The organism is Rathayibacter sp. AY1F3 (assembly GCF_002931975.1).
Lineage (GTDB): Bacteria > Actinomycetota > Actinomycetes > Actinomycetales > Microbacteriaceae > Rathayibacter.
Map to the genome: position 1 here is coordinate 1 of NZ_PSVF01000025.1, position 21423 is coordinate 21423.

The following is a 21423-nucleotide window of genomic DNA, read 5'->3' on the forward strand; positions in this document are numbered from 1 at the left end:
GAGGAGGGGCGGTCGCGGGTCAGCCGCGCGGCGGGGGGCAGCCGGCGATCTCGCCGTGCGCGTTCGTCCCCCACGAGCTGAGCCATCCGTTCGTGCCCGAGGCGCGCTTGGTCAGCAGCTGCCGGGTCGGGTACGCCGCGGCGGCGCGCGCGCGGGCGCGGCTCAGCGGAGGGAGGGTCAGGGGCACCTGTCAAGGGTACCGGTGGCGCCCGTGAGGGGGCAGGGTGCGGACGAGCGCGCGGAGAGGGGAGCCGCTCTCCGCGCGCTGAGAGAGCCGCGCATGCCGACGCCCGCGCCGATCCCGCCGCCGTCCGGCGCCGCGGGCGCCCGGAGCTCGCCTTCGCGGCCGGCGCGGAGGCGCCCGTCGCCGCTCCGTGCTCCTCGGGTAGGAGCAGCCGCGACCCCTGCACGCTCCACCCGGCACCGATACCCCTACCCGTGGATCCGCCGCAGGCGCATCGTAGGGCTGTGAAGCAGATCCAGTACGCCGGCGCGACCTTCCAGGTGGGGGACGCGGTCGCCGACGCACTCGTCTCCTACGCCTCCGGGCTCGCCGCTCACGGCCGCACCGACAGTGTCGAGCTCCCCGTGCTCGGCGGCGACGGCCACGCGACGGTCGTGACGCTGCTGCTCAACTCCGCGACGAGCCTCTTCGTCTCCGGCGCCGCAGGCCTCCTGCCCGGGCTCGACGAGAAGGCGGTCGCCGCCGACCTCCGCCAGCGGACGCAGTGGCTGGACGCGGTCCCGGCGGTCACCGCCGTGGAGCCGAGCGCTCCGGAGGACCTGATCTGGCTCGAGTTCCCGGAGGTCGCGGCCCTGATGGACCCCGAAGCCGGCGCCCACTCCCCGGCGACGCTCCACCTCGTCGAGCACTCGCCGCGGCGCGACTCCCTCGTCTTCACCGTCGTCTACGTCAGCACGCTCGACCGCGACCTGGGCTCGGGGGAGATCCGCCGGCTGCTCGAGACGAGCCGCCGCAACAACGTCGAGCACGGCGTCTCGGGGATGCTCGTCTTCCGCGGCCGCCGCGTGATGCAGCTGCTCGAGGGCGAGGAGTCGGACGTGCGCTCGCTCTACGCGCGGATCCTCGCCGACCCGCGGCACGAGGGCGTGGTCACCGTCTGGACCAGCGTGCACGAGCAGCGCCGCTTCCCGGACTGGTCGATGGGCTTCGACGAGCTCGACCTGCCCGTCGAGCGGCCCGCCTCCTGGCCCGAGCCGGACCTCCCCGAGCAGTCGATCGACGCCGTGGCGGACGACTACCTCCGCCGCCGGTCGGAGGCGCTGCGGAGCGCGCTGGTGAGCAGCGACCCCCTCGTCGCGAGCCTCGCCGTCATCCTGCACGGGCACCGCCCCGAGCGCGTCCTCGAGGGCGGCGCCGGAGTGCGGCTGCGCTGCGCCGAGTGCCGCGCCTTCGACGCCCACGACGGGTACGACTCCTACCCCTGCGCGACCGCGAGGACCGCGATCCAGGCGCTCGAGGCGGCCTGACGCGAGCCGGGCGGCCGTGCGGGATCACCGTCCCGGGGCGCTCCGAGCGCACCCCCTTCCGCGGGTCTGCGCAAGCCCGTCCGCTCGCCCCGGCGCGCCCCTAGGGTGAGGCCATGACCGATCCCGGCGCGGCCCGCCACGACGTCCTCATCATCGGCGGCGGCAACGCCGGACTCTCGACCGCGGGGCGGCTGCGGCGCTCCGGAGTGGACGACGTCGCGGTGATCGAGCCCCGGTCGACCCACGTCTACCAGCCGATGCTCTCCCACGTCGCGGGCGGCACAGCACCCGCCTCCGCGGCGACCCGGCCCCAGGGCTCGGTGACGCCGAAGGGGGTCGTCTGGATCCAGGACCGCGTCGAGACGATCGACCCGGTCGCGCACACGGTCACCCTCCTCTCCGGCCGCACCGTCGGCTACGGGCAGCTCGTCGTCTGCCCCGGGATCCAGAAGGACTGGGCCGCGGTCCCCGGGCTCCAGGAGGCGATGGACTCGCCGTTCGGAGTGTCCAACTACGAGTACGAGTACGCCCGCAAGGCGTCGCAGGTGCTCCGCGATGTCCGCTCCGGCACCGTCGTCTTCACGCAGCCCGGCGGCCCCGGCACCTGCTCCGGCGCCTCGCAGAAGCCGATGTACCTCGCCTGCGACTACTGGCGCGCGACCGGCGTCCTCGACCGCATCCGCGTCGTGCTCGTCGTGCCGACCCCCACCCTGTTCGGGATGCCGCTGATCGACTCCGAGCTCGAGCGGAAGGTGGCGGAGTACGGGATCGAGGTCCGCTACGGCCGCGAGCTGGTCGAGGTCGACGCGGCCGAGCGGCGGGTCGTCCTCGCCGTCGACGAGCGCGCGACCGCCCTCCCCGGCCCCGACCGCGCGCGGCGCTCGACCGACGGCCCGCGCGAGACGCTGTCGTACGACGTGCTGCACGCCGTGCCCCCGCAGTCGGCCCCCGACTGGCTGGCCGGCACCGGACTGGCCGCCGAGGGCGACGAGGGCGGCTTCGTCGAGGTCGACCCGCTGACCCTGCGGCACCCGCGGTTCCCCGACGTCTGGGCGCTCGGCGACGCGGCGGCCACGGTCAACTCGAAGTCCGGAGGAGCGCTGCGCCAGCAGACCACCACGCTCGCGAAGAACCTCGTCGCCGCGCAGAAGGGGCGCCCGCTCCCCCGCGTGTACAACGGCTACTCCGTCTGCCCCTTCGTGGTCTCGCGCTCGAGCGTGGTGTTCGCCGAGTTCGACGACCGCTACCGCCCGAAGCCGACCGTCCCCTTCTGGACGGGCCTGGCGAAGGAGCGGCGCCTCACCTACCTCGCCGACCGCCGCGTCCTGCCGTGGGTGTACTGGAACCTGATCCTGCAGGGACGGGCCTGAGCGTCCTCTTCCGGACATGTCCGGTAGAGGCGCTTGCCGCTGCCGGACGCGCTCCCGAGACTGAGGGGTCGGCACCACCGTCCGACGCGCCCCCTCGTCCCCTGGAGGACCCGATGCGGCCCAGCCCGACTCCCGACCGCTCCGGCACCGCGCGATGACGACCGCGCAGGACTGGGGGCCCTCGACCGACGCGGACTCCGCCGGCGGTCCGCCCGCGTCGCGGAGGCAGCGCGTGCGCGCCTGGATGCGCGGCGGCTCCTTCGGGCCGACCGGCCTCACCCGGCGCGGCTGCCTCCTGGTGCTGGCGTCGGTGCTCGTGGTGGCGGTGCCGGTCGTCGCGCTGACGCTCGCGCATGTCGATCCGCACGCGTCGCTCAAGGTCTGGATCCTGGCGATCACGCTGATCGCGCTGGTCGGAGCGCTGCTCCGGGTCGTCGCCGACGCCGGTCCGGACCCGCAGGCCGACCTCGACCGCGCGGGCAAGGCGGTCGGAGCAGTGGCCGCGGCCTACACGGCGCTGGCCGTGATCATCGACTGGGGGATGCTGCACCTCTGAGGCGCGGTCAGCGGGCCTCGTCGCGCGGGTCGTCCGTGCCGTCGGGAGCGCTGCCGATCACGTCCGGTGTGCCGCCGGTGCCGCCCTGCGCGCTCCCGGTCCCGCCCTGCGCCGCTCGCTCGTCCTCGCGCCGGCTGAGCCAGCCCGGGCCCTCGCGCCGCAGCCGCTCCGCCTCCGGACTCGGGACGGGCGGCGCCGCCGGCCGCCGCAGGAGCCGCACCTGCCGGACCGCGCCGAGCACCACTCCGGCGCCGAACAGCGGCAGGCCGAGCAGGAGCACCAGCCACAGCGGCGCGTGCCGGCGTCCGCCGCCGACGACCGCGCCGAGATCCCAGCCCGCGTCCGCCGCCAGCCAGAGCATCCCCGCCACGAAGACGGCGCTCACCAGCGAGAGCGCCCAGGGCTGCGCGAGGAGGAGCGCCTGCGCGCGCTCCGTGCGGAAACCCTTCGCCATGCGCCGATCCTAGGCGGGCGTCAGCCGGCGAGGATCCGGTCGACGAGCCCCTGCGCGTCGCCCTCCGCCGGCACGATCTGCACGGTGTCGCCCTCGATCGGCTGCATGACGGAGAGCGCCGACTCGACCCGGGCGCCCGCGCGGAGGAGGAGCCGGGCGTCGGTCCCTTCGTCGATGGCCGCCTGCGAGCCGCGGCGCAGGAGGGCGGCGCCCGCCTCGTCGAACCGGACGTCGACGACTCCCGTGCTCGGATCCGCCTCGACCGCGACGACGCCCGCGCGGGTGAAGTCCTCGGGATCGACGAGGACGTCCTGCCCGCCGACCGGGCCGCACTGCGGATCGGAGCCGGGCTCGCAGAGCGCCGAGACGGCGACCCCGAGGCCGCCGACGGGCTCCGGAGTGGCGGACGGGGACGCCGCGGGCGACGACCCGGCGGAGCAGCCGGTCAGGGCGAGCAGGAGGAGCGCGGCGGCTCCGGGGGCGGTGCGGCGGATCACGGGATCTCCTCGGGTCGCGTCGGAGCGCGCCACGATACCGAGGCTCCGGCGCTGCGGCCACTCGGCGGCACGGCTCGGGCGGAGCGGCTGCGGGCGGAGCGGCCGGTCCGCGGCACGGCGGGGCAGGCGGCGGCGACCCGCCCCTCAGAGGCGGACGACCAGCTTCACCGCCGACACACCCTCGTGCAGCCGGTCGAGGGCGGGCTGCAGCGCGGCGAGCCCCTCACCCACCACCTCGGGCGCCGGGGCGCAGACGTGACGGCCCTCGGCGAGCGCCGCCGGCAGGTGGTCGCGCCACAGCATCGGCCCCACCTCGTTCGTCATCAGCGAGCCGCCCCAGACGAAGCGGGCGCGGATGCCGCGGCGCCGGGCCGCGATCTGCAGCGCCGCGGTGCCGCCGACCACGCGCAGCATCGTCCGCACGAAGGCGGCGCTGACACCGCGCCGGCGCGGGAGCGAGCCGAACGAGACGGAGGGGCTGGCCAGGGCGACCCGTCGCGCTCCGGTGCCCGCGGCCACCGCCACCGACGGGGCACCGGAACCCGTCCCGATCGCGAGCACCCCCGCGACCTCGTGGCCCGCGAGCGCCGCCACCAGGTCGGCGACGACGGAGGGGCTGCGGTAGTCGAGCACGATCTCGGCGCCCAGCTCGCGCATCCGATCGTGGTTGCGAGGCGACGCGGTCGTCGCGACGCGGTGCCCGGAGGCGACGGCGAGCTGGATCGCGTTGCTCCCCACGCTCGTCGTCCCGCCCCAGACCACGACCGTCCTGCCCGTCGGCCGGACCGGGACGCTCGGGTGCGGCAGGGCGAGGTGGTCCCGCTGGAACAGCGCCGTCGCCGCCGTCGAGACCGCGAGCGGCAGCACCGCCGCCTCCTCGAAGCCCAGCCGGTCGGGGATCGGCGCCGCCAGGTCCTCGCGCACGACCGTGTACTCCTGGAAGGCGCCCTCGTCGCGGTTCCGCCGCCCGCGCTCCATCCCGACCGCGTACGCGACGACCCGGTCGCCGACGGCGAAGCGCGTCACTCCAGGGCCGACCGCCTCGATCACTCCGGCCACGTCCTCCCCGAGCACCGCCGGGTACGGCACCCATCGGAACATCAGATCGCCCGTCCACTGCTTCATCTCGTCGACCGGATTCACGGCCAGGGCGCGGTTGCGCAGCAGGACCTCCCCCGGGCCGGGGACGGGCATCGGAGCGGGGCGGACGACGAGGTCGGCCCGCGGGGCGGTCAGCAGGGCGGCGGCGTTCTCGGGCACGGGCGGCTCCAGTCGGAAGTGATGGCAGGACGTGTCGTCACACTACTCCTGATGACACGTCGTGTCGTCAGCTATCCTGGGCGGATGTCACGCTGGGCCCCCGACGCCGCCCTCCGCCTCGAGCAGGCGGCGATGGAGCTCTTCGCCGAGCACGGCTACGCGGGCACCACCGTCCCCGCGATCGCAGAGCGCGCCGGGCTCACCACCCGCACCTTCTTCCGCCACTTCGCGGACAAGCGCGACGTCCTCTTCCTCCGCGAGCGCGAGTTCCCCGAGATCGTCGGCCGCCTGCTCGCCGGCGCCCCCGCCGGCCTCGCGCCGATGGACCTCGTGATGCACGGCCTCGAGGCAGCCGCCTCGGGCGACCTCCAGACCTGGCGCGCTCCGATCGCCGCCCGCCGCGCCGTCGTGCGCTCCGAGCCGCAGCTGCGCGAGCGCGAGCTCCTGAAGTCGGCCGCCCTCGCCGAGAGCATGCGCGCCGCTCTCGTCGACGCCGGAGTCGCGCCGGGGGACGCGGCCCTCGCCGCCCTCGCGGCCTCCGCCCTCTTCGACCTCGCCCTGGAGCGCTGGCTCGCCGCGCCAGAGGGGTCCCTCCTGGTCGACGTCCTCCGCGCCGAGCGCGCACGCCTCGGCGCGCTGCTCGCGCGCTGACCCGCACGACGCTGTCGAGGCGTCGCGAACGGTCGTCCTCCGCGGCGGGAGGCGGCCGTTCGTGACGCTTCGGACCGGCGAGCGGGGGACGATCCGCTCAGAGCGCCCAGGGGAAGGCGGGGGCGTTCGAGCGGGCGCCCTGCGCGGCCTTCGAGCGGCCGGGCTCGCCGAGCTCGGCGAGCAGCGACTCCGACTCGCCGACGAGGACCGCGAGCGCGCCGGGCGTGAACCAGTCGGGGCGCAGGGCGAACAGGAGGTCCTCGGTCGCCGTGTTGCCGCTGGCGCCCGGCGCGAAGGGGCAGCCGCCGAGGCCGCCGAGCGCGCCGTCGACCACCGCGGCCCCGGCCTGCACGGCGGCGATCGCGTTCGCGACGCCCGAGCCCCAGGTGTCGTGCCCGTGGAACACGATCTCGCGAGGCGGGGTCTCCGCCGCCACGCGCGAGACGAGCGACGCCACCTGGCCGGCGTGCGCCTGCCCGAGCGTGTCGCAGACGACCACGTCGGCCGCTCCCTCCGCTCGCGGGTCGCGCGCGATCGCGAGCACGCGCTCCGGGTCGACCGGGCCCTCGAACGGGCAGGTGAAGGAGGTGGCGATGCACAGCTGGATCCGCCCGCCGACGCTCTCGGCGAGCGCGACCGCCTCCGGCATCGCGGCCATGCTCGCCTCGGTCGGCCTGCCGACGTTGGCGAGGTTGTGCGAGTCGGACGCCGAGAAGCAGTACTGGAAGCGGCGCGCCCCCGCGGCGGCCGCACGCTCGACGTGGCGCGGAGTCGCGACCCACACCCAGCACCGCTCCAGCTCCTCGGGAGTGAGCGCGGCGATCACGTCGAGGGTGTCGGCCATCGGAGGGACGAGGTCGCCGCGCGCGAGCGAGCCGATCTCGAGCTCGGGCACTCCCGCGGCGAGCAGCGTGCGCGCGAGGTCGACCTTGCGCTCGGTCGTCAGGAGCTTGCCGGTGAGCTGCAGGCCGTCGCGGAGGGTGACGTCGCGCAGGCGCGCGGAGGCGAGCGCGGTCACCGGCCGGCCTCCTCGGCAGCGGCGGCGGAGGGAGCAGCAGCAGCGGCCGGAGCTGCAGCAGCAGCCCCGCCGGCGGAGGGAGCAGCGGGACCGGTGCGCCGGAGCATCGCCAGCACCTCCTCGGTGTCCTGGCCCAGGTCGGGCGCGAGCGAGCGGATGGGGAGGGAGCGGCCGCCGAGCACCGGCACGATCCCCGGGAAGCCCACGCCGCGCAGGGTGCCGCCGGCGTCCTCGACGTCGAAGGCCTGGATCATGTCGCGCGCCGCGTACTGCTCGCTCGCGCTGATGTCGGCGGCCGTGTAGATCGGGCCGGAGGGGACGCCCTCGTCGTCGAGGACCGCGAGCGCCTCGGCGGCGGTGCGGCCCGCCGTCCACGCGCCGATCGCCGCGTCCAGCTCGTCGCGCCGGGCCCAGCGCTGCTCGTTCGAGGCGAGCGCCGGGTCCTCGCCCAGGTCGGCGCGGCCGATCACCGCCATCAGCCGCTGGAAGATCGCGTCCGCGTTCCCCGCGATCACGATGCTCGCCCCGTCGGCGCAGGTGTAGGCGTTGGTCGGGGCGATGCCCTCCATCCGCCCGCCGACGCGCTCCCGGACGATGCCGTGCGCCTGGAAGTCGGGGATCAGCGACTCCGTCATCGAGAACATCGCCTCGTGCAGCGCCACGTCGACGACCCGCTCCGCCAGCGGTGCCGGATCCAGCCCCGCGGAGCGGCGGGTCTCGCGCTGGAACAGCGCCATCATCACTCCGTAGCCCGCGTACAGCCCGGCGATCGAGTCGCCGATCGAGACGCCGACGCGCACGGGCGGCCGGTCCGGGTCGCCGACCAGCTCGCGGAACCCGCCCATCGCCTCCGCGACCGCCGCGAACCCGGGCCGGGCCGACAGCGGGCCGGTCTGCCCGAACGCGGAGATGCGGCCGATCACGATGCCGGGCCGGGCCTCGTCGAGCACGGCCGGCCCGATCCCCCAGCGCTCGAGCGTGCCGGGCCGGAAGTTCTCGAGCACCACGTCGCACTCGGCGACCAGGCGGCGGACGGCGTCCCGCCCCTCGTCCGTGCGCAGGTCGAGCGCGATCGAGCGCTTGTTGCGGTTGATCGTGTGGAAGAGGAGCGAGGTCTCGGACCCCTCGTGCAGCCGCCAGCGGCGCAGCTCGTCCCCCGTGCCGGGCCGCTCCACCTTGATCACCTCGGCGCCGAAGTCGGCGAGCAGCCGGCCCGCGGTGGGCGCCGCGATGAAGTTGCCGAGCTCGAGGACGCGGACGCCCGCGAGCGGGAGGGGTGCGGTCATGGCACGGCCTTTCGCTCCCGTCGAGGCTAGCGCGGAGGACGGCGCCACCCCCTGCCCTCACGCGGACGCCCGACCTACACTTGCCGGACATCATGCGCAGACACACCCTCACTCCGCGACCGGACTGGCGAGCCCGCTGCGACGAGATCGGCTTCAGCTTCTACGACCTCCCCTCCGAGGGCGGCCGCCCCTACTGGAACGAGTCCGCGGCCTACTCCTTCGAGCCCGCCGAGATCGACCTGCTCGAGCGCACGACCTCGGAGCTCTTCGACCTCTGCATGGAGGCGTGCGAGCTCGTGGTGCGGAAGGGCCGCTTCGCCGAGTTCGGCATCCCGCCCCGCTTCCACGAGCTGGTGCGCACCTCGTGGGACGAGGACGACCCCACGGTCTACGGCCGCTTCGACCTCGCCTACGACGGCGCGGGCGCAGTGAAGCTGCTCGAGTTCAACGCCGACACCCCGACCTCGCTGGTCGAGACCGCCGCGGCCCAGTGGCAGTGGCTCGTCGAGACGAAGGGGCCCGACGCCGACCAGTTCAACAGCCTGCACGAGCAGCTCGTCGAGCAGTGGCGCCACCTCCGCCTCGAGCGCTGGAGCCTCGACGAGGGCGCCCGGCTGCACCTCGCGTCGCTGCACGACTCCGGAGACGGCGAGCTGATCGTCGAGGACGCCGACACCGTCGCCTACATGGCCGAGACCGCGGCGCAGGCCGGCTTCGACCCCAAGCTGATCTTCGTCGAGGACATCCGCTACGAGCTCGACGGCGCCGGCTTCCTCGACGGCGACGGCGAGCCGATCCGCCACGTCTTCAAGCTGTACCCGTGGGAGTGGATGCTCGGCGAGCAGTTCGGCGGCCTCCTCCTCGACCGGCGCGAGCGCACCCGCTGGGTCGAGCCGGCGTGGAAGCTCCTGCTCAGCAACAAGCAGCTGCTGGTGGTGCTGTGGGAGATGTTCCGCGGCCACCCGAACCTGCTGCCCGCCTCCGTGCATCCGCTGCCCGGCACCGCGCAGGTGCGCAAGCCGCGCCTGGGCCGGGAGGGCGCCAACGTGACGGTCCTCGACGCCGACGGCTCGGTCGTCGCCGAGAACGGCGGGAGCTACGGCGCCGAGGGCTTCATCCACCAGGAGCGCGCCGAGCTGGCCCGGGTCGACGGGAAGACCGTCGTCATCGGCAGCTGGATCGTCGGCGAGACCCCGGCCGGCATCGACGTGCGCGAGACGAGCGGCCTGATCACCGGCGACCTGGCGGAGTTCGTCCCCCACTACATCGAGGGCGGACGGAGCGACGGGGCCGCGACGGACGCGGACGCCGCGTCGGCCGCCTCCCACCCCGAGCACGGCGCCGCCCCCACCTACGGCGCTCCCGCGCCCGGCACCCCCGCGCCCGAGTACGGCGCCCCCGAGCACGACCGGCCGCAGGACACCCGCGCGGCCCGCCCGCAGGACGAGGAGACCCGATGACGGACGACGACCGCACCCCCGGCGATTCGGGGACGCCGAGCTCCGGGAACGACTGGGGCAGCCGCGAGCCCGGAGCGGGCTCCGGCACGCCGAGCGGCGGCTCGAGCGGCGGCACCGGCCGCGGCGACGGCGCCGCCCGCACCGCTCCCCACCGCTCCCGGAGCGTCGGCATCAGCGGCATCGCGAAGAACCGCCGCGGCCTGCTCATCGGCGGCGCGGTCGCGGTCGGCGCGGTCGGCCTCGCCGTCGCCCTCGCGAACGGCGGCCCCTCGACCGACGGCGTCGTCGCCACGGGAGCCGACGGCCAGGACTACGTCATCCCCGAGAACGCCGAGCGCCCCGTCTACGCGAGCCGCGAGGACTGCCTCGCCGACGTGCGGGAGCAGATCGCCCAGCTCCAGGCGCAGGGCGAGGAGGTCGGCGACGACCCCGAGCAGCTGTGCGAGGCGACCGACGAGTACCGCGGGCACTACGCCGGCGGCTTCTGGCTCGGCCCGCTGATCTTCGCGTCCTCGCGCTGGAACTCGACGCGGGCGACCAGCTGGGCGCCCGTCGCGTCCGGCGGCTTCGCGGCCCGCGGAGCGACCCAGCCCGACGTCGTGCAGCGCGCGCCGGCCGGCTCGACCGTCGGCTCGAAGGCGACCCTCTCCGGCGGCTTCGGCTCCTCCGGCAAGTCCGGCTTCGGCTCCACCGTCGGCGGCTGACCGCGGCGCACCTCGGCCCTCGCGCCCGAGACGCGCGGCGAGGCGTCCGCGTGCCGCCGAGACACCGCTCGCAGGCCGGTGTCTCGACGATCACGGGGACGGCTCGCCGCCGCTCCCGCTCTCAGGAGGAGGGCGTCGCGCTCGGGAAGAAGTGCCGCTCGACGGGATCGCCGTCGGCGTGGGTCAGCGCCGCCGCGCGGATCTCGCGGTCGCGGCCGGTGAGCCGCTGGGTCTCCTGCCGCCGGAACTCGCCCCACGAGGGCACCATGAACGTCTCCAGCTGCACGTCGGCCTCCTCCCCGCTCCGGTAGAGCGCCCAGCGCGAGGCGCCGGTCCGGCGGCGGGAGCTCTCCAGCAGCCGCATGGCCGATCGGAAGTCCGCGAGGGAGTCGGGGCGGACCGTCCACGAGATCTGCACCATCACCGGCCCGTCCGTCGGCTCCGGCTCGAACACCAGCGTGGGCGTGGGCCACGACATCGAGATGCTGCGGTCGACGGTGCCCGTCCCCGGCAGCAGGGGCAGCACCCGCACGCTGGCCGCCACGAGGAGGAGCAGAGCGGCCGCCGCGGCGTACGCGGGTGCGGTGCCGAGCACCTGCGCGGCCAGGCCCCAGCCGATCGAGCCGACCGCCATGGTCCCCATGAAGACCAGGATGTAGATCGAGGCTCCGCGGGACCGCACCCACTGCGGCAGCGTGAGCTGCAGTGCCGCGTTCAGCACGGTGAGGGTGCCGATCCAGGCCAGCCCCGCGAGGACCAGCAGCAGCAGCGCCGGGACGAGGGGCAGGAAGGCCGCCGCGAGCGTCCCCGCCGCGAACAGCACGGCGCTCGCCCCGATCACGACGTCGTCCGAGAGCTTCCGGCGGGCGAGCGGCAGGGCGAAGACGCCGAGCACGGCACCGGCACCGAGGGCCCCGAGGAGGAAGCCGTAGCCGCTGGAGTCGAGCTGGAGGCGCTTCGCGGTGAGCGGCAGCAGCGCCCAGAGCGCACTGGCCGGCAGGGCGAAGAGCGCGGAGCGGAGGAGGATCCGGCGGACGAGGTGCGCGGAGGCGACGTACCGGATCCCTCCCTTCAGCGCGGCGCCGAACTGCTCGCGGTCGTCGAGGCCGGTCTGCGCCGGCCGCTTCCACCAGAGCAGAGCGAGCACCGCGCCGATGAAGCTCAGGGCGTTGATGCCGAAGACCACCGGAGCGCCGAACGCCGAGAGGACGACGCCCGCCAGGGCCGGGCCGACCGCGCGCGCGCCGTTCACCGTCACCCCGCCGAGGGCCGACGACGCCGCGATCAGGTTCCGGGGCACGAGCTCCGGCTGGATCGCCTGCCAGGCGGGCGAGGTCAGGGTGGAGGTGATGCCGAGGAGGAAGGTGAAGGCCAGGATCGTCCACGGCGTCAGCGCGCCGACCGCCGCCACGACCGTCAGAGCGGCCGCCAGCAGCGCGCTGGCCGACGACCCCCAGATGAGCAGCCGCCGCCGGTCGAGCGAGTCGGCCAGCACGCCCGCGGGGAGGGCGACGAGGATCGAGGGCGCCAGGCTCGCCGTCTGCACGAGCGCGACGACCGCCGCGCCCGCGGCCGCCTCGACCAGGTACCACTGGGCTCCGACGGTCTGCATCCAGGTGCCGATGTTGCTGCCCAGCTGGGCGAACCACAGCACCCGGAAGGCGGTGATCGCCATGGGCGCCCAGGCCGACGGCTGCGCCGGCGCGGACGTCTGCGCCGGGGCGGCGGGAGCCGGAGCGACGTCCTCAGTCACGGGGCACGGCCTGCCGCACCGAGAAGAGGTTGCCGAACGGGTCCAGCAGCTGGCACAGCCGCTCCCCCGTGAACACCGTCTTCGGACCGCGGTGGGCGACGGCGCCGTTCGCCGTCCAGTCGGCGACGACGGCGTCGACGTCGGGGACCGTCCAGTACGGGCTCGTGCCGTCGGGTCCGGGCCGGTTCAGCGCGTCCCGCTCGTGCAGCGTCAGGCGGGTGCCGTCCAGGTCGTAGGCCACGAGCGCCCCGCCGCGGACGACGGGCTCGCGCCCGAGCCGCGCCGAGTACCAGGCGATCGCGGCGTCGAGGTCGTCGACGAAGTAGAAGACGTTGCCGACTCCGGCGAACTCCGTCGTCGTCATGCTCGGGCCGGCGGGAGGGCGTCGCGGAGGAAGGCGAGCGAGGGGCCGATGGCCGCCTCCGTGTACCCCTCGGCGTGACGGGTGCCCGGGATCAGCTGCAGCGTGCTGGCGACTCCGACCGCGGAGAGCGCCGCCTGCATGGCCTGCGCGTCGCTCACGGGGACGAACTCGCCGAGCGAGTTGGCCAGGAACACCGGCCCGCCGTCCGAGGAGGCGTGGCGCGTCGTGGAGGCGGCGGTGAGCAGCCCGCGGTCGCCCCCGACCTCGTTGAGGATCGTCCAGCGCAGGAAGGCGTCGTTCCGGCCGGTCTGGTTGATGTCGGCGCTCTTCATGGCGTCGAGGTCCTGCGTCGTCGGCGTGGCCGGGAGGTCGTCGGTCGCCTCGACGATGCCGAGGAGGTCGAACATCCCCGACCAGCTGACGGCGGGCCGGCCGGTGGCGATCGCGGCCTCCACGACCAGGTTCCCGCCCGCCGATCCGCCGAAGAACGCCAGCCTGCTCCGGTCGAACGCCCACGCGGACGCGACCGCCCACCGCTCCGCGGCGAGCACGTCGTCCCTGCTGGCCGGGAAGACCGAGTCCGGAGCCTCGCGGTAGTCCGCCGCGAACACGAGGTAGCCGGCGTCGACCAGCATCGTCGCGAGCGCCCGCTCCTTGCTCTTGTCCCCCCGGAACCACCCGCCGCCGTGGATCAGCACGACGGCCGGCCGAGCGGCGTCCTCGGCCGGGGACACCGACCTGCTGTACACGTCCAGCACCTGCGGCGACGACCCCCCTTCGACGTACGGAACCCCGATGCTCACTGACGGCTCGTCCGACACGGTGACCCCCTCCGGTCCAGATTCTCGACTGCAGTCAGACCGTAGGAGCCGGGGGCGGCGCGAGCCAGGCCCTGCCGGGGTCACCCAGGAGGGCGCCCGCAGGCCCGCCCGCCGCGGCTGGGCGGATCGCGACTAGCCTCGGAGGGTGTTCCTGACCGAGCCGTACGGCTTCCGCGACCGCTCCGCCCTCGACGAGCGCCGGGCCCTGCTCGAGGACGAGCCCTCGGTGCAGCCCCTCCGGGCGTTCCGCGAGGAGCTCCTCGCCCGGCGCACGCGCAGGCATCCCGGTGCCGTGGTGCCCGACTTCGACCCGGCCGAGGCCGGCGTCGAGGCGCGTGCGCTCATCGTGCTGGAGGCCCCGGGACCGATGTCGACCGGCCCCGACGGCTCCGGCTTCGTCTCGGTCGACAACGACGACGCGACCGCCGCCTCGACCTGGACCCTCCGCGACGAGGTCGGACTGCACGCCCGCACCCTGGTCTGGAACATCGTGCCGTGGCAGCTCGACGGCGCCCCCGACGCGGACGAGGTGCGGCAGGGCGCGATGGAGCTGCGCCGGCTCCTGCCGCTGCTCCCCGACCTGCGGGTCGTCGTCAACGCCGGGACCGCGCCGACCAGCGGCTGGAAGAAGAACATCGAGCCGTACCTGGTCGACGGCCCGACGGTCATCGACTCGTGGAGCCCCGGCCAGCGGGCGATGAGCCAGCCGCGCAAGCGCGACGAGCTGAAGCGCGCCTTCGAGCGCGCGACGCACCTGGTCGGCTGAGCCCCCGGGGCTCCGAGGCGTCATGAACGGTCGTCATCGGAGCCGGGAGGCGGCCCTTCGCGACGCCTCGACCGCCGGCGGACGGTCCGCTCAGGCCGAGCGGGCGTCCCGCAGCGCGTCGGCCGACTGCTGCGCGGCGCGGCGGACGTCGCGGTCCGGGTCGCGGAGCATGCCCGTCAGGACGGCCTCGACGCTCGCCGCGAACTCGCCCTTCGCGTCGCGACCGGAGGAGATCCCCGCCAGAGCGGCCGCCACGAGAGCGCGCGCTCCGGCCGCGCGGACCCGGGGGTGCTCGTCGGTGGTCAGGCGGGACAGCTTCTTCTGCCCGCCCAGCACGCGCTCGGCGCAGACGCGGGCGCACATCTCGCGGACGCGCCAGGAGGGGTTCGCGAGTCCGGCGGTCACCGCGTCGGCGGCGTCGTCGTCCCAGACGTAGAGGAGCGCGCGGGCACCCCAGAGCTCGGGCCAGTAGAGCGAGGGCGCTCCCTTGAGGATCCCGTCGGCGTGCTCGCCGCCCACGGTGAGGAGGAAGGACTCGCCCTCGTACCCGCCGGTGAGCAGGGCCGCGGATCGCAGAGCGACGTTGCGCTCCCCCTCGCGGGCGACCTGCGCGCGCAGGCGCTCCTCGAGCGGATCGGTGAGGGTGACGGTCGGTTCGTTGTCGCGTGCCATGAGTACTCCCGAGAGTACTCGCCCGCCCCGCGCCACGGCGGATCCCGCAGCGGAACGGACGATGCCCGCCCGCTCAGGAGGCGCCCACCGGGAGGTCGGCCCCGCCTGACTATGCTGGTGCCACCCCCGGCAGCCGAGCCCTCTGAGCCTCGTCCGCGCCGGGGTGGCGCGGCTCACCCGCCCGGGGAGCGGAGGAGGTCCTCTCATGGCCGATCGGCCGAACCTCCGCCATGTCGCGGCGGTCGCGGGCGTCTCGCACATGACCGTGTCGCGCGTGCTCAGCGGGCACCCCAACATCAAGGAGTCGACCCGCCAGAAGGTCCTCGAGGCGGTCGACGAGCTCAACTACCGGCCGAACATCGCCGCCCGCTCCCTCGTCACGCAGCGCACCGACCGCATCGGCGTGATGATCGAGAGCGGCGCCGAGTACGGGCCGTCGAGCACCCTCCGCGCGATCGAGCGCGCCGCCCGCGAGAAGGGGTACTCGATCACCTCCGTCGCGCTGCGGCCGGACCTCGAGATGACCCCCACCGACGCGATCGACCACCTGATGGGCCTCGGGATCGACGCGCTCTGCGTGATCGCGCCGCGCTCCTCCTCCGTGGCGACCCTCCGCACCGTCGAGATCGGCGTGCCGACGCTCGTGGTGAAGAGCGACAAGGATCCGAGCTTCCTCACCGTCTCGGTCGACCAGCAGGCCGGCATGTTCCAGGCCGTCGACCACCTGGGCAACCTCGGCCACCGCGACGTGCTGCACCTCTCCGGCCCCCTCGACTGGCTCGACGCGCGCGCCCGCGAGCGCGCCTTCCACAGCCGCGCGAAGTCGTGGGGGATGCACGAGCGCCCCATCGTCATCGGCGACTGGACCCCGGACTCCGGGTACGACTTCGCCGCGAGCCTGCAGTCGGTGCCCGACTTCACCGCGATGGTCGTCGCGAACGACGAGATGGCGCTCGGAGTGATCCACGGCCTCGTCGAGCGCGGGATCCGCGTGCCCGAGGACGTGAGCATCGTCGGCTTCGACGACCTGCCCACCGCCCGCCACTTCCTCCCGCCGCTGACGACGGTCCGCCAGGACTTCGACAAGCTGGGGACGACGGTCGCCGAGGTGATCCACGCGAGGATCCGCGGCCAGGAGATCCCGCAGCGCACCCGGATCCCCACGGAGCTGGTGATCCGCTCCTCCACGGCCGCTCCCCGATCGTGACCCTCCTGTTCCCGTCCCGCCGCATGCGCTCGCGTATCATCGGCGGCAGCCCCTGGCACGCCGGACCCTGACGGCGCGCCGCACACGAACCGAGGACGGCACGTGGCGATCTCATCGAGGACGACCCGGAGCTCCGCGGCACCCGTCGTCGAGATGACCGGCATCCGCGTCTCCTTCGCCTCCGGACCCGCTCTGAAGGACGGGAACCTGCGGCTGGTGCCGGGCGAGATCCACGGACTGATGGGCGAGAACGGCGCGGGCAAGTCCACGCTGATCAAGACGCTCACCGGCATCCACCAGCCCGACGCGGGCGAGATCCTCGTCGACGGCGTCGCCCGGCGCTTCAGCGGCCCGGCGGAGGCGAAGGCCGCGGGCATCACGGCCGTGTTCCAGGACGAGCGCCTCACCGACAACCTCAGCATCGGCGAGAACGTGATGCTCGGACACGAGGTCCGCGGCCGCTTCGGCATCTCCTGGTCGCGCACCCACCACCGCGCGGCCGAGATGCTCGCCGAGCTGGGCCTGGAGGACCTCGACCCGCACCTGCCGCTGCGCTCGCTCTCGCCGGCGATCCGCCAGCTGGTCGCGATCAGCCGCGCGATGGTCGACCGTCCGCGCGTGCTGGTGCTCGACGAGCCCACCTCCAGCCTCGACCTCAGCGACGTGGCCCGCCTCTTCACCGTGCTGCGGAGGCTGCGCGACCAGGGCGTGGCGATCCTGTTCGTCTCGCACTTCCTCGAGCAGGTCCTCACCCTCAGCGACCGGCTGACCGTGCTCCGCGACGGCGGCACCGTCGGCGAGTACCCGGCGCACACCATGGACCGCGCCGAGCTGATCGCGAAGATGATCGGCAAGGACATCGACGCGCTGCGGCAGATCGGCTCCGACCGCCGCGAGCACCGCCGCCAGCCCGTCGGCCCGGCCATCTACCGCGCGCACGGGATCGGCCGCCGCGGCGCCGTGGGCCCGACCGATCTGGAGCTGCACCGCGGCGAGATCGTGGGCTTCGCGGGCCTGCGCGGCTCGGGGCGCACCGAGCTGGCGTCGCTCGTGAGCGGAGTCGAGAAGCCGGACACCGGCGAGGTGCTGATCGACGGCGAGCCCGCCCACATCTCCGACCCGGTGTCGGGCCTGCGCCACCGCATCGCCCACTCGAGCGAGAACCGCCGCGAGGACGGGATCATCGGCGACCTCTCCCTCCGCGAGAACCTCGTGCTGGGCCTGCAGGCTCTGCGCGGCTGGGCGCACCCGCTCTCGGCCGCCGAGACCGACACCCTGGTGCGCACTTACGTCGAGGCGCTGAACATCTCGCCGGCCGACCCGGACATCCCGGTGAAGTACCTCTCCGGAGGCAACCAGCAGAAGGTGGTCCTCGCGCGGTGGCTCGCGACCCGTCCGCGGCTGCTCGTGCTCGACGAGCCGGCGCGCGGGATCGACGTGGCGTCGAAGGTCGAGATCCAGGCGCACATCGCGCAGCTCGCGAAGGAGGGGGTGACCGTCGTCTACATCTCGTCCGAGCTGGAGGAGGTGGTGCGCCTCAGCGACCGCATCGTCGTGTTCAAGGACCGCGAGAAGATCGGCGAGGTCAGCAACGGCCCCTGGCTCACCGTCGACACGATCGTCGAGATGATCGCCGCCGACCGCGACGACGACCTCGACGACGACGACTGACCTCCCCCGCCGGCCGGGCGGCCGCACCGTCCACCGGGTCTCGATGAGCCGTCCGGGGCTGCTCGACCGCCAGGACCTCGGCGCGCCGGCGGGTCCCGCTCGGGCGCCGGGCCTGCGAGGATCCGGGGGTGGACGATCAGCGACCGGACGAGCTCGCGGAGCTGCAGCGGCGCGCCTACGGTCGCGGCTCCGACATCGAGCGTGACCCCGGCGCCCTCGCCCGGCTCTCCGCGCTCGAGGCCCGCACCCGTCCCGCCCCCGGCACCGCGCAGCCGGACGCGGCGGCCCCCGGGGACGCGGCGCCGGAGGACGCGGCACCTCCCGTGGACGCCTCCGCCGACGGGGAGTCCGACCCCCTCGGCCACGTCCCGCCCCGCCGCTCCCGTCGGCGCGGCCTCCTCCTCCTCGCCGCGCTGGCCGCGACGGCCGCCGTCGCCGCGGGGGCCACCCTCCTCGCCACCGCCGGGGACGGGCAGCCCGGCCGCGAGGTCGCCGTGCTGCCGCTGTCGAACGGCACCGACCTCCCCGGCTGGGAGGGACTGGGGTTCGACGGGTCGGTCACCACCGAGGACTTCGGCGGGCTCACCGTCGTGCGGCAGAGCCTGCCCGCCGACACGGGGCTCACCGTCGTCCGGCAGCGCCGCTCCTCGAGCGCCGGCTCGTGCCTCTCCATCGTGCGGACCGCCGAGCCGCAGGACGGCCTGTTCTTCCAGGGCTGCACGGCCGGAGCGTTCCCCGCGGTCGCGCAGTTCACCGTGACGTCGGCGGCGCCGGAGGCCCTGCGCGAGCGGTTCCCGATCGGCACGTCCCTGCGGTTCGCCCTCGAGGGCGACGAGATCCGCGTCCGATCCGACGCCCCCTGACCGCTCGGCCGCGGACCGACCGCTCGCATCGCGACCGCTCCGCACCCCTCCCACCCGGAGGCGCCCCCGCGCTCAGATCCCCGTCCGCCCGTGCGGATCGCCCACCTTCTTCGACTCGCTCGACCCGCGCTCGCGCAGGAACACGGCGAGCGCCGCCATGCTGCCCACCGCGAGGAACTCCGACTGCCAGTTCTGGAGCGTCCGGTTCCAGAAGTCGGCGGAGGAGACGTAGCCGAGCCAGTCGACAGGCGCCTCCAGGCTCGTCAGCTGCTCCTCGTTGTAGGCCACGACGCCCGTCACCGACTGCGCCGCCCAGGACAGCAGGAACACCGCCCCCATCACCAGCAGCAGCGAGTGCGAGAACAGCGCCTGCCGCAGGCCGCCGGCGGAGGCCGAGGGGGGCGAGCCGTCCTCCGCGGACGCGCCCGCCTTCTGCTGCTCGTCGGTCTCGAGCCCCTCCTCGCCCACCCGCTTCGACTCGGGCGACCCGCGCTGCACGAGCCAGACGGTCGCGCCGATGTAGAGGAAGAACTGGAGGTACTCCGACTGCCAGTTCTCGGCGACGTCGATCGCGAAGTCGGAGGAGGTGACGAAGCGCCAGTAGCCGACCTCCCGCAGCCCCTCCGCGACCTGGGTGTCGTTGTAGGCGGCGAGCCCGGCGAACGACTGCTCGGCGAGAGCGAGCAGGAAGATCGCGAGGAAGAACAGCGAGAGTCCGTTCTCGCGCAGGAAGCGGCGCATCCGGCTCACCTCCCGAGGATCCCGACGGCGAAGAACCCGATCAGGCCGAGCACGATCACGGCGTAGTACAGGGCGGAAGCGGTGCGCACGTCAGCTCCCGTCCAGGACGCAGTCGAAGGGCGCGTCCGCCACCGGCGCGCAGCCGGCCGCGCGCACCAGCCAGCCGTCGTCGCCCGGAGTGAGGAACACCGCGGTGCCGCCGGAGCGCACGATCGCCGCCCGGCCGTAGACCTCGGCGTCTCCTGCTCCGTCTTCCGTGATCCCGAGCTCCAGCACGCCGTCGGGGCAGTCGCCCTCCCGGTCCTCCACGGCCTCGCGGGCGGAATCGGTGAGCAGCGCGCACGCCGCGGCGCCGTCGGCGTCGGCGAGCGCGGAGAGGAAGGCGTCGGCCGCGTGGCGGGCCGCCGTGCCGTCCGCGGAGCATCCGCAGAGCGCGAGCACGAGGGCCGCCGTCGCGGCCGTCGCGGGGACGGAGCGCGATCGAGGGAGCATCATGGCCAGGGAAGCTACTCCCGGGCCCGACCACCGGGCAGAGGGTCGCCATCGGGCCCTGCGGGGCCCCGCGACCGGATCGTTACCGAAGCGCACCGCCGTGCTGTTGCGTCACAAGAATTGTTCACGGTAACATTTCGACGCGGCGCTGCTTCGGCCGGCGCCCACTGCACATCCTGCACTCACCGCACCTCGGGCCGCTAGGCCCGCATTCGAGGCCCTTCGGGGTCCACCATCTCGGGCGCGCTCTTCGTGCCCGCGATCTCAAGGAGGAGATCTATGTCCAAGACGAGGCGTATCGGCCAGTTCCTGGGTTTCGCAGCAGTCGGCGCACTCGCGTTCGGACTCGCGGGCTGCTCGGGCGGTTCCGGCTCCGATTCGGGCTCCGGCTCGAGCGGTGACCTCACCACCGTCGGATTCGTGGCCGTCGGCCCCGAGGGCGCGTGGCGCCAGGCGAACGAGACCAACATCGAGGACACGTTCACCAAGGACGCCGGCTTCGACCTGAAGTACGCACCCGCCACCAACGGAGACCAGAAGTCGCAGATCGACTCCTTCACCTCCTTCGTGGACGAGGGCGTCGACATCATCCTGCTCTCCGCCACGGAGGGCTCCGGCTGGGAGGACTCGCTCGAGCGCGCCCAGGAGGCCGAGATCCCGGTCATCCTGATCGACCGCGGCATCGAGCCGGACAACACCGACCTCTACGTGACCCGCATCGCGCCCGACAACATCGCGGTCAGCACCTCGGTCGCCGACTGGGCCAAGACCACCTTCCCGAGCGGCGCGAAGTACTTCACGCTCGAGGGCCCCGCGGGCGTCTCGGTCGTCAACGAGCGCAACGAGGGCTGGGACGAGGTCATCGGAGCCGACTCGAAGTTCACCAAGATCGGCGCGCAGACCGCTAACTGGTCCACCGAGGAGGCCAAGAGCGTCTTCGAGACCGTCCTGAAGTCGAACAACAACGACGTCCAGCTGGTCTTCGCCCAGAACGACGAGATGGGCCTCGGCGCCGTCCAGGCCGTCCAGGAGGCCGGCCTCACCCCCGGCACCGATGTCAAGATCGCCACGATCGACGGCACCAAGAACGCCCTGCAGGCGCTGGCCGACGGCGAGCTGAGCTTCGTCGCCGAGTACAACCCGCTGTTCGGCGAGACCGCCCTCGACGCGGTCGAGAAGACCCTGGCCGGCGAGACGGTCGAGTCCTCGATCGTCGTCCCGAGCGAGACCTTCGACTCGCCCGAGGCCGCCGCCACCGCGCTGCCCGACCGCAAGTTCTAGTCGCTCAGCACCACCGGTCGCCCGGCGTCGTCCTCGACGCGGCAC

The 21423-nt window shown here is 74.3% G+C and carries 23 protein-coding genes; 11 read left to right on the top strand and 12 right to left on the bottom strand.

Annotated elements, in window-relative coordinates:
• Nucleotides 1-19: 19 nt before the first annotated feature.
• Nucleotides 20-187 carry a hypothetical protein gene (locus C5C39_RS17605; protein ID WP_181027217.1) on the bottom strand — a complete coding sequence of 56 codons (168 nt, stop codon included), beginning with the start codon at nt 185-187 and terminating at the stop codon, nt 20-22.
• A 281-nt stretch (nt 188-468) separates the two neighbouring features.
• Between C5C39_RS17605 and C5C39_RS13555 the strand changes: the two genes are divergently transcribed.
• From C5C39_RS13555 to C5C39_RS13565, 3 genes are all read left to right on the top strand, one after another.
• Nucleotides 469-1491, top strand: coding sequence for a BLUF domain-containing protein (locus C5C39_RS13555; protein ID WP_104250016.1), 1023 nt, complete (start codon nt 469-471; stop codon nt 1489-1491).
• A gap of 113 nt (nt 1492-1604) precedes the next feature.
• Complete coding sequence (locus C5C39_RS13560) at nt 1605-2861, top strand: NAD(P)/FAD-dependent oxidoreductase (RefSeq protein ID WP_104353616.1); 1257 nt, start codon at nt 1605-1607, stop codon at nt 2859-2861.
• 154 nt (nt 2862-3015) lie between these two features.
• A complete protein-coding gene (locus C5C39_RS13565) occupies nt 3016-3417 on the top strand; it encodes a hypothetical protein (protein ID WP_104226999.1) in 402 nt (133 codons plus the stop codon).
• Between the two features lie 7 nt (nt 3418-3424).
• On the opposite strand, the gene C5C39_RS13570 is transcribed toward C5C39_RS13565, so the two are convergent.
• The 3 genes from C5C39_RS13570 to C5C39_RS13580 form a co-directional block, all read right to left on the bottom strand.
• Nucleotides 3425-3871: a hypothetical protein gene (locus tag C5C39_RS13570; protein ID WP_104255608.1), complete on the bottom strand. Its 447-nt coding sequence runs from the start codon at nt 3869-3871 to the stop codon at nt 3425-3427.
• A 20-nt stretch (nt 3872-3891) separates the two neighbouring features.
• A complete protein-coding gene (locus C5C39_RS13575) occupies nt 3892-4368 on the bottom strand; it encodes a hypothetical protein (RefSeq protein ID WP_104353617.1) in 477 nt (158 codons plus the stop codon).
• A 144-nt stretch (nt 4369-4512) separates the two neighbouring features.
• Nucleotides 4513-5628 carry a zinc-binding alcohol dehydrogenase family protein gene (locus tag C5C39_RS13580; protein ID WP_104353618.1) on the bottom strand — a complete coding sequence of 372 codons (1116 nt, stop codon included), beginning with the start codon at nt 5626-5628 and terminating at the stop codon, nt 4513-4515.
• Between the two features lie 84 nt (nt 5629-5712).
• On the opposite strand from C5C39_RS13580, the gene C5C39_RS13585 reads away from it, so the two are divergent.
• Nucleotides 5713-6279 (top strand): TetR/AcrR family transcriptional regulator, encoded by a 567-nt coding sequence (locus tag C5C39_RS13585; RefSeq protein ID WP_181136390.1) that lies wholly within the window; start codon nt 5713-5715, stop codon nt 6277-6279.
• Nucleotides 6280-6376: 97 nt separating this feature from the next.
• On the opposite strand, the gene C5C39_RS13590 is transcribed toward C5C39_RS13585, so the two are convergent.
• Nucleotides 6377-7297 (bottom strand): hydroxymethylglutaryl-CoA lyase, encoded by a 921-nt coding sequence (locus C5C39_RS13590; protein WP_181136391.1) that lies wholly within the window; start codon nt 7295-7297, stop codon nt 6377-6379.
• Nucleotides 7294-8583, bottom strand: coding sequence for a CaiB/BaiF CoA-transferase family protein (locus C5C39_RS13595; RefSeq protein ID WP_104353620.1), 1290 nt, complete (start codon nt 8581-8583; stop codon nt 7294-7296). The genes C5C39_RS13590 and C5C39_RS13595 overlap by 4 nt, the downstream gene beginning before the upstream one ends.
• Before the next feature lie 92 nt (nt 8584-8675).
• Between C5C39_RS13595 and C5C39_RS13600 the strand changes: the two genes are divergently transcribed.
• The gene (locus tag C5C39_RS13600) at nt 8676-10043 is read left to right on the top strand and encodes a glutathionylspermidine synthase family protein (protein WP_181136392.1); all 1368 of its coding nucleotides are present in this window, start codon (nt 8676-8678) and stop codon (nt 10041-10043) included.
• Entirely contained in the window at nt 10040-10747 is a 708-nt protein-coding gene (locus tag C5C39_RS13605; protein ID WP_104353621.1) for a hypothetical protein, read from the top strand. The genes C5C39_RS13600 and C5C39_RS13605 overlap by 4 nt, the downstream gene beginning before the upstream one ends.
• Nucleotides 10748-10868: 121 nt before the next feature.
• Here the strand turns inward: C5C39_RS13605 and C5C39_RS13610 are convergent, their stop codons facing one another.
• Genes C5C39_RS13610 through C5C39_RS13620 form a run of 3 tightly spaced genes read right to left on the bottom strand, consistent with a single transcriptional unit; the run spans nt 10869 to nt 13598 of the window.
• A complete protein-coding gene (locus C5C39_RS13610) occupies nt 10869-12500 on the bottom strand; it encodes an MFS transporter (RefSeq protein ID WP_244230571.1) in 1632 nt (543 codons plus the stop codon).
• On the bottom strand, nt 12493-12864 hold the full coding sequence (locus C5C39_RS13615; RefSeq protein WP_104353622.1) for a VOC family protein: 372 nt from the start codon (nt 12862-12864) through the stop codon (nt 12493-12495). Before C5C39_RS13615 ends, C5C39_RS13610 begins: the two co-directional genes overlap by 8 nt.
• Nucleotides 12861-13598, bottom strand: coding sequence for an alpha/beta hydrolase (locus C5C39_RS13620; protein ID WP_181136393.1), 738 nt, complete (start codon nt 13596-13598; stop codon nt 12861-12863). Before C5C39_RS13620 ends, C5C39_RS13615 begins: the two co-directional genes overlap by 4 nt.
• 232 nt (nt 13599-13830) lie before the next feature.
• Here C5C39_RS13620 and C5C39_RS13625 point away from each other — a divergent pair, with 232 nt between their 5' ends.
• A complete protein-coding gene (locus C5C39_RS13625) occupies nt 13831-14451 on the top strand; it encodes a hypothetical protein (protein ID WP_104255600.1) in 621 nt (206 codons plus the stop codon).
• Between the two features lie 90 nt (nt 14452-14541).
• On the opposite strand, the gene C5C39_RS13630 is transcribed toward C5C39_RS13625, so the two are convergent.
• Entirely contained in the window at nt 14542-15123 is a 582-nt protein-coding gene (locus C5C39_RS13630; protein WP_244230570.1) for a HEAT repeat domain-containing protein, read from the bottom strand.
• A 205-nt stretch (nt 15124-15328) separates the two neighbouring features.
• Between C5C39_RS13630 and C5C39_RS13635 the strand changes: the two genes are divergently transcribed.
• From C5C39_RS13635 to C5C39_RS13645, 3 genes are all read left to right on the top strand, one after another.
• On the top strand, nt 15329-16330 hold the full coding sequence (locus tag C5C39_RS13635; protein WP_104238662.1) for a LacI family DNA-binding transcriptional regulator: 1002 nt from the start codon (nt 15329-15331) through the stop codon (nt 16328-16330).
• 153 nt (nt 16331-16483) lie between these two features.
• Nucleotides 16484-18001, top strand: coding sequence for a sugar ABC transporter ATP-binding protein (locus tag C5C39_RS13640; protein WP_104234360.1), 1518 nt, complete (start codon nt 16484-16486; stop codon nt 17999-18001).
• 128 nt (nt 18002-18129) lie between these two features.
• Nucleotides 18130-18864, top strand: coding sequence for a hypothetical protein (locus tag C5C39_RS13645; protein WP_104353624.1), 735 nt, complete (start codon nt 18130-18132; stop codon nt 18862-18864).
• A 72-nt stretch (nt 18865-18936) separates the two neighbouring features.
• On the opposite strand, the gene C5C39_RS13650 is transcribed toward C5C39_RS13645, so the two are convergent.
• A complete protein-coding gene (locus C5C39_RS13650; RefSeq protein WP_104353625.1) occupies nt 18937-19605 on the bottom strand; it encodes a DUF6766 family protein in 669 nt (222 codons plus the stop codon).
• A gap of 90 nt (nt 19606-19695) precedes the next feature.
• Nucleotides 19696-20100, bottom strand: coding sequence for a hypothetical protein (locus tag C5C39_RS13655; protein WP_104353626.1), 405 nt, complete (start codon nt 20098-20100; stop codon nt 19696-19698).
• A 276-nt stretch (nt 20101-20376) separates the two neighbouring features.
• Here C5C39_RS13655 and C5C39_RS13660 point away from each other — a divergent pair, with 276 nt between their 5' ends.
• A complete protein-coding gene (locus tag C5C39_RS13660; protein WP_104238659.1) occupies nt 20377-21378 on the top strand; it encodes an ABC transporter substrate-binding protein in 1002 nt (333 codons plus the stop codon).
• Nucleotides 21379-21423: the final 45 nt, after the last annotated feature.

What these genes read in the sequence shown, in the direction of transcription:
- C5C39_RS13560 (WP_104353616.1), top strand. Translation starts at nt 1,605, where the DNA reads ATGACCGATCCCGGCGCGGCCCGCCACGACGTCCTCATCATCGGCGGC.
- C5C39_RS13565 (WP_104226999.1), top strand. Translation starts at nt 3,016, where the DNA reads ATGACGACCGCGCAGGACTGGGGGCCCTCGACCGACGCGGACTCCGCC.
- C5C39_RS13570 (WP_104255608.1), bottom strand. Translation starts at nt 3,871, where the DNA reads ATGGCGAAGGGTTTCCGCACGGAGCGCGCGCAGGCGCTCCTCCTCGCG.
- C5C39_RS13585 (WP_181136390.1), top strand. Translation starts at nt 5,713, where the DNA reads ATGTCACGCTGGGCCCCCGACGCCGCCCTCCGCCTCGAGCAGGCGGCG.
- C5C39_RS13595 (WP_104353620.1), bottom strand. Translation starts at nt 8,583, where the DNA reads ATGACCGCACCCCTCCCGCTCGCGGGCGTCCGCGTCCTCGAGCTCGGC.
- C5C39_RS13600 (WP_181136392.1), top strand. Translation starts at nt 8,676, where the DNA reads ATGCGCAGACACACCCTCACTCCGCGACCGGACTGGCGAGCCCGCTGC.
- C5C39_RS13605 (WP_104353621.1), top strand. Translation starts at nt 10,040, where the DNA reads ATGACGGACGACGACCGCACCCCCGGCGATTCGGGGACGCCGAGCTCC.
- C5C39_RS13615 (WP_104353622.1), bottom strand. Translation starts at nt 12,864, where the DNA reads ATGACGACGACGGAGTTCGCCGGAGTCGGCAACGTCTTCTACTTCGTC.
- C5C39_RS13630 (WP_244230570.1), bottom strand. Translation starts at nt 15,123, where the DNA reads ATGGCACGCGACAACGAACCGACCGTCACCCTCACCGATCCGCTCGAG.
- C5C39_RS13635 (WP_104238662.1), top strand. Translation starts at nt 15,329, where the DNA reads ATGGCCGATCGGCCGAACCTCCGCCATGTCGCGGCGGTCGCGGGCGTC.
- C5C39_RS13640 (WP_104234360.1), top strand. Translation starts at nt 16,484, where the DNA reads ATGACCGGCATCCGCGTCTCCTTCGCCTCCGGACCCGCTCTGAAGGAC.
- C5C39_RS13650 (WP_104353625.1), bottom strand. Translation starts at nt 19,605, where the DNA reads ATGCGCCGCTTCCTGCGCGAGAACGGACTCTCGCTGTTCTTCCTCGCG.
- C5C39_RS13655 (WP_104353626.1), bottom strand. Translation starts at nt 20,100, where the DNA reads ATGATGCTCCCTCGATCGCGCTCCGTCCCCGCGACGGCCGCGACGGCG.
- C5C39_RS13660 (WP_104238659.1), top strand. Translation starts at nt 20,377, where the DNA reads ATGTCCAAGACGAGGCGTATCGGCCAGTTCCTGGGTTTCGCAGCAGTC.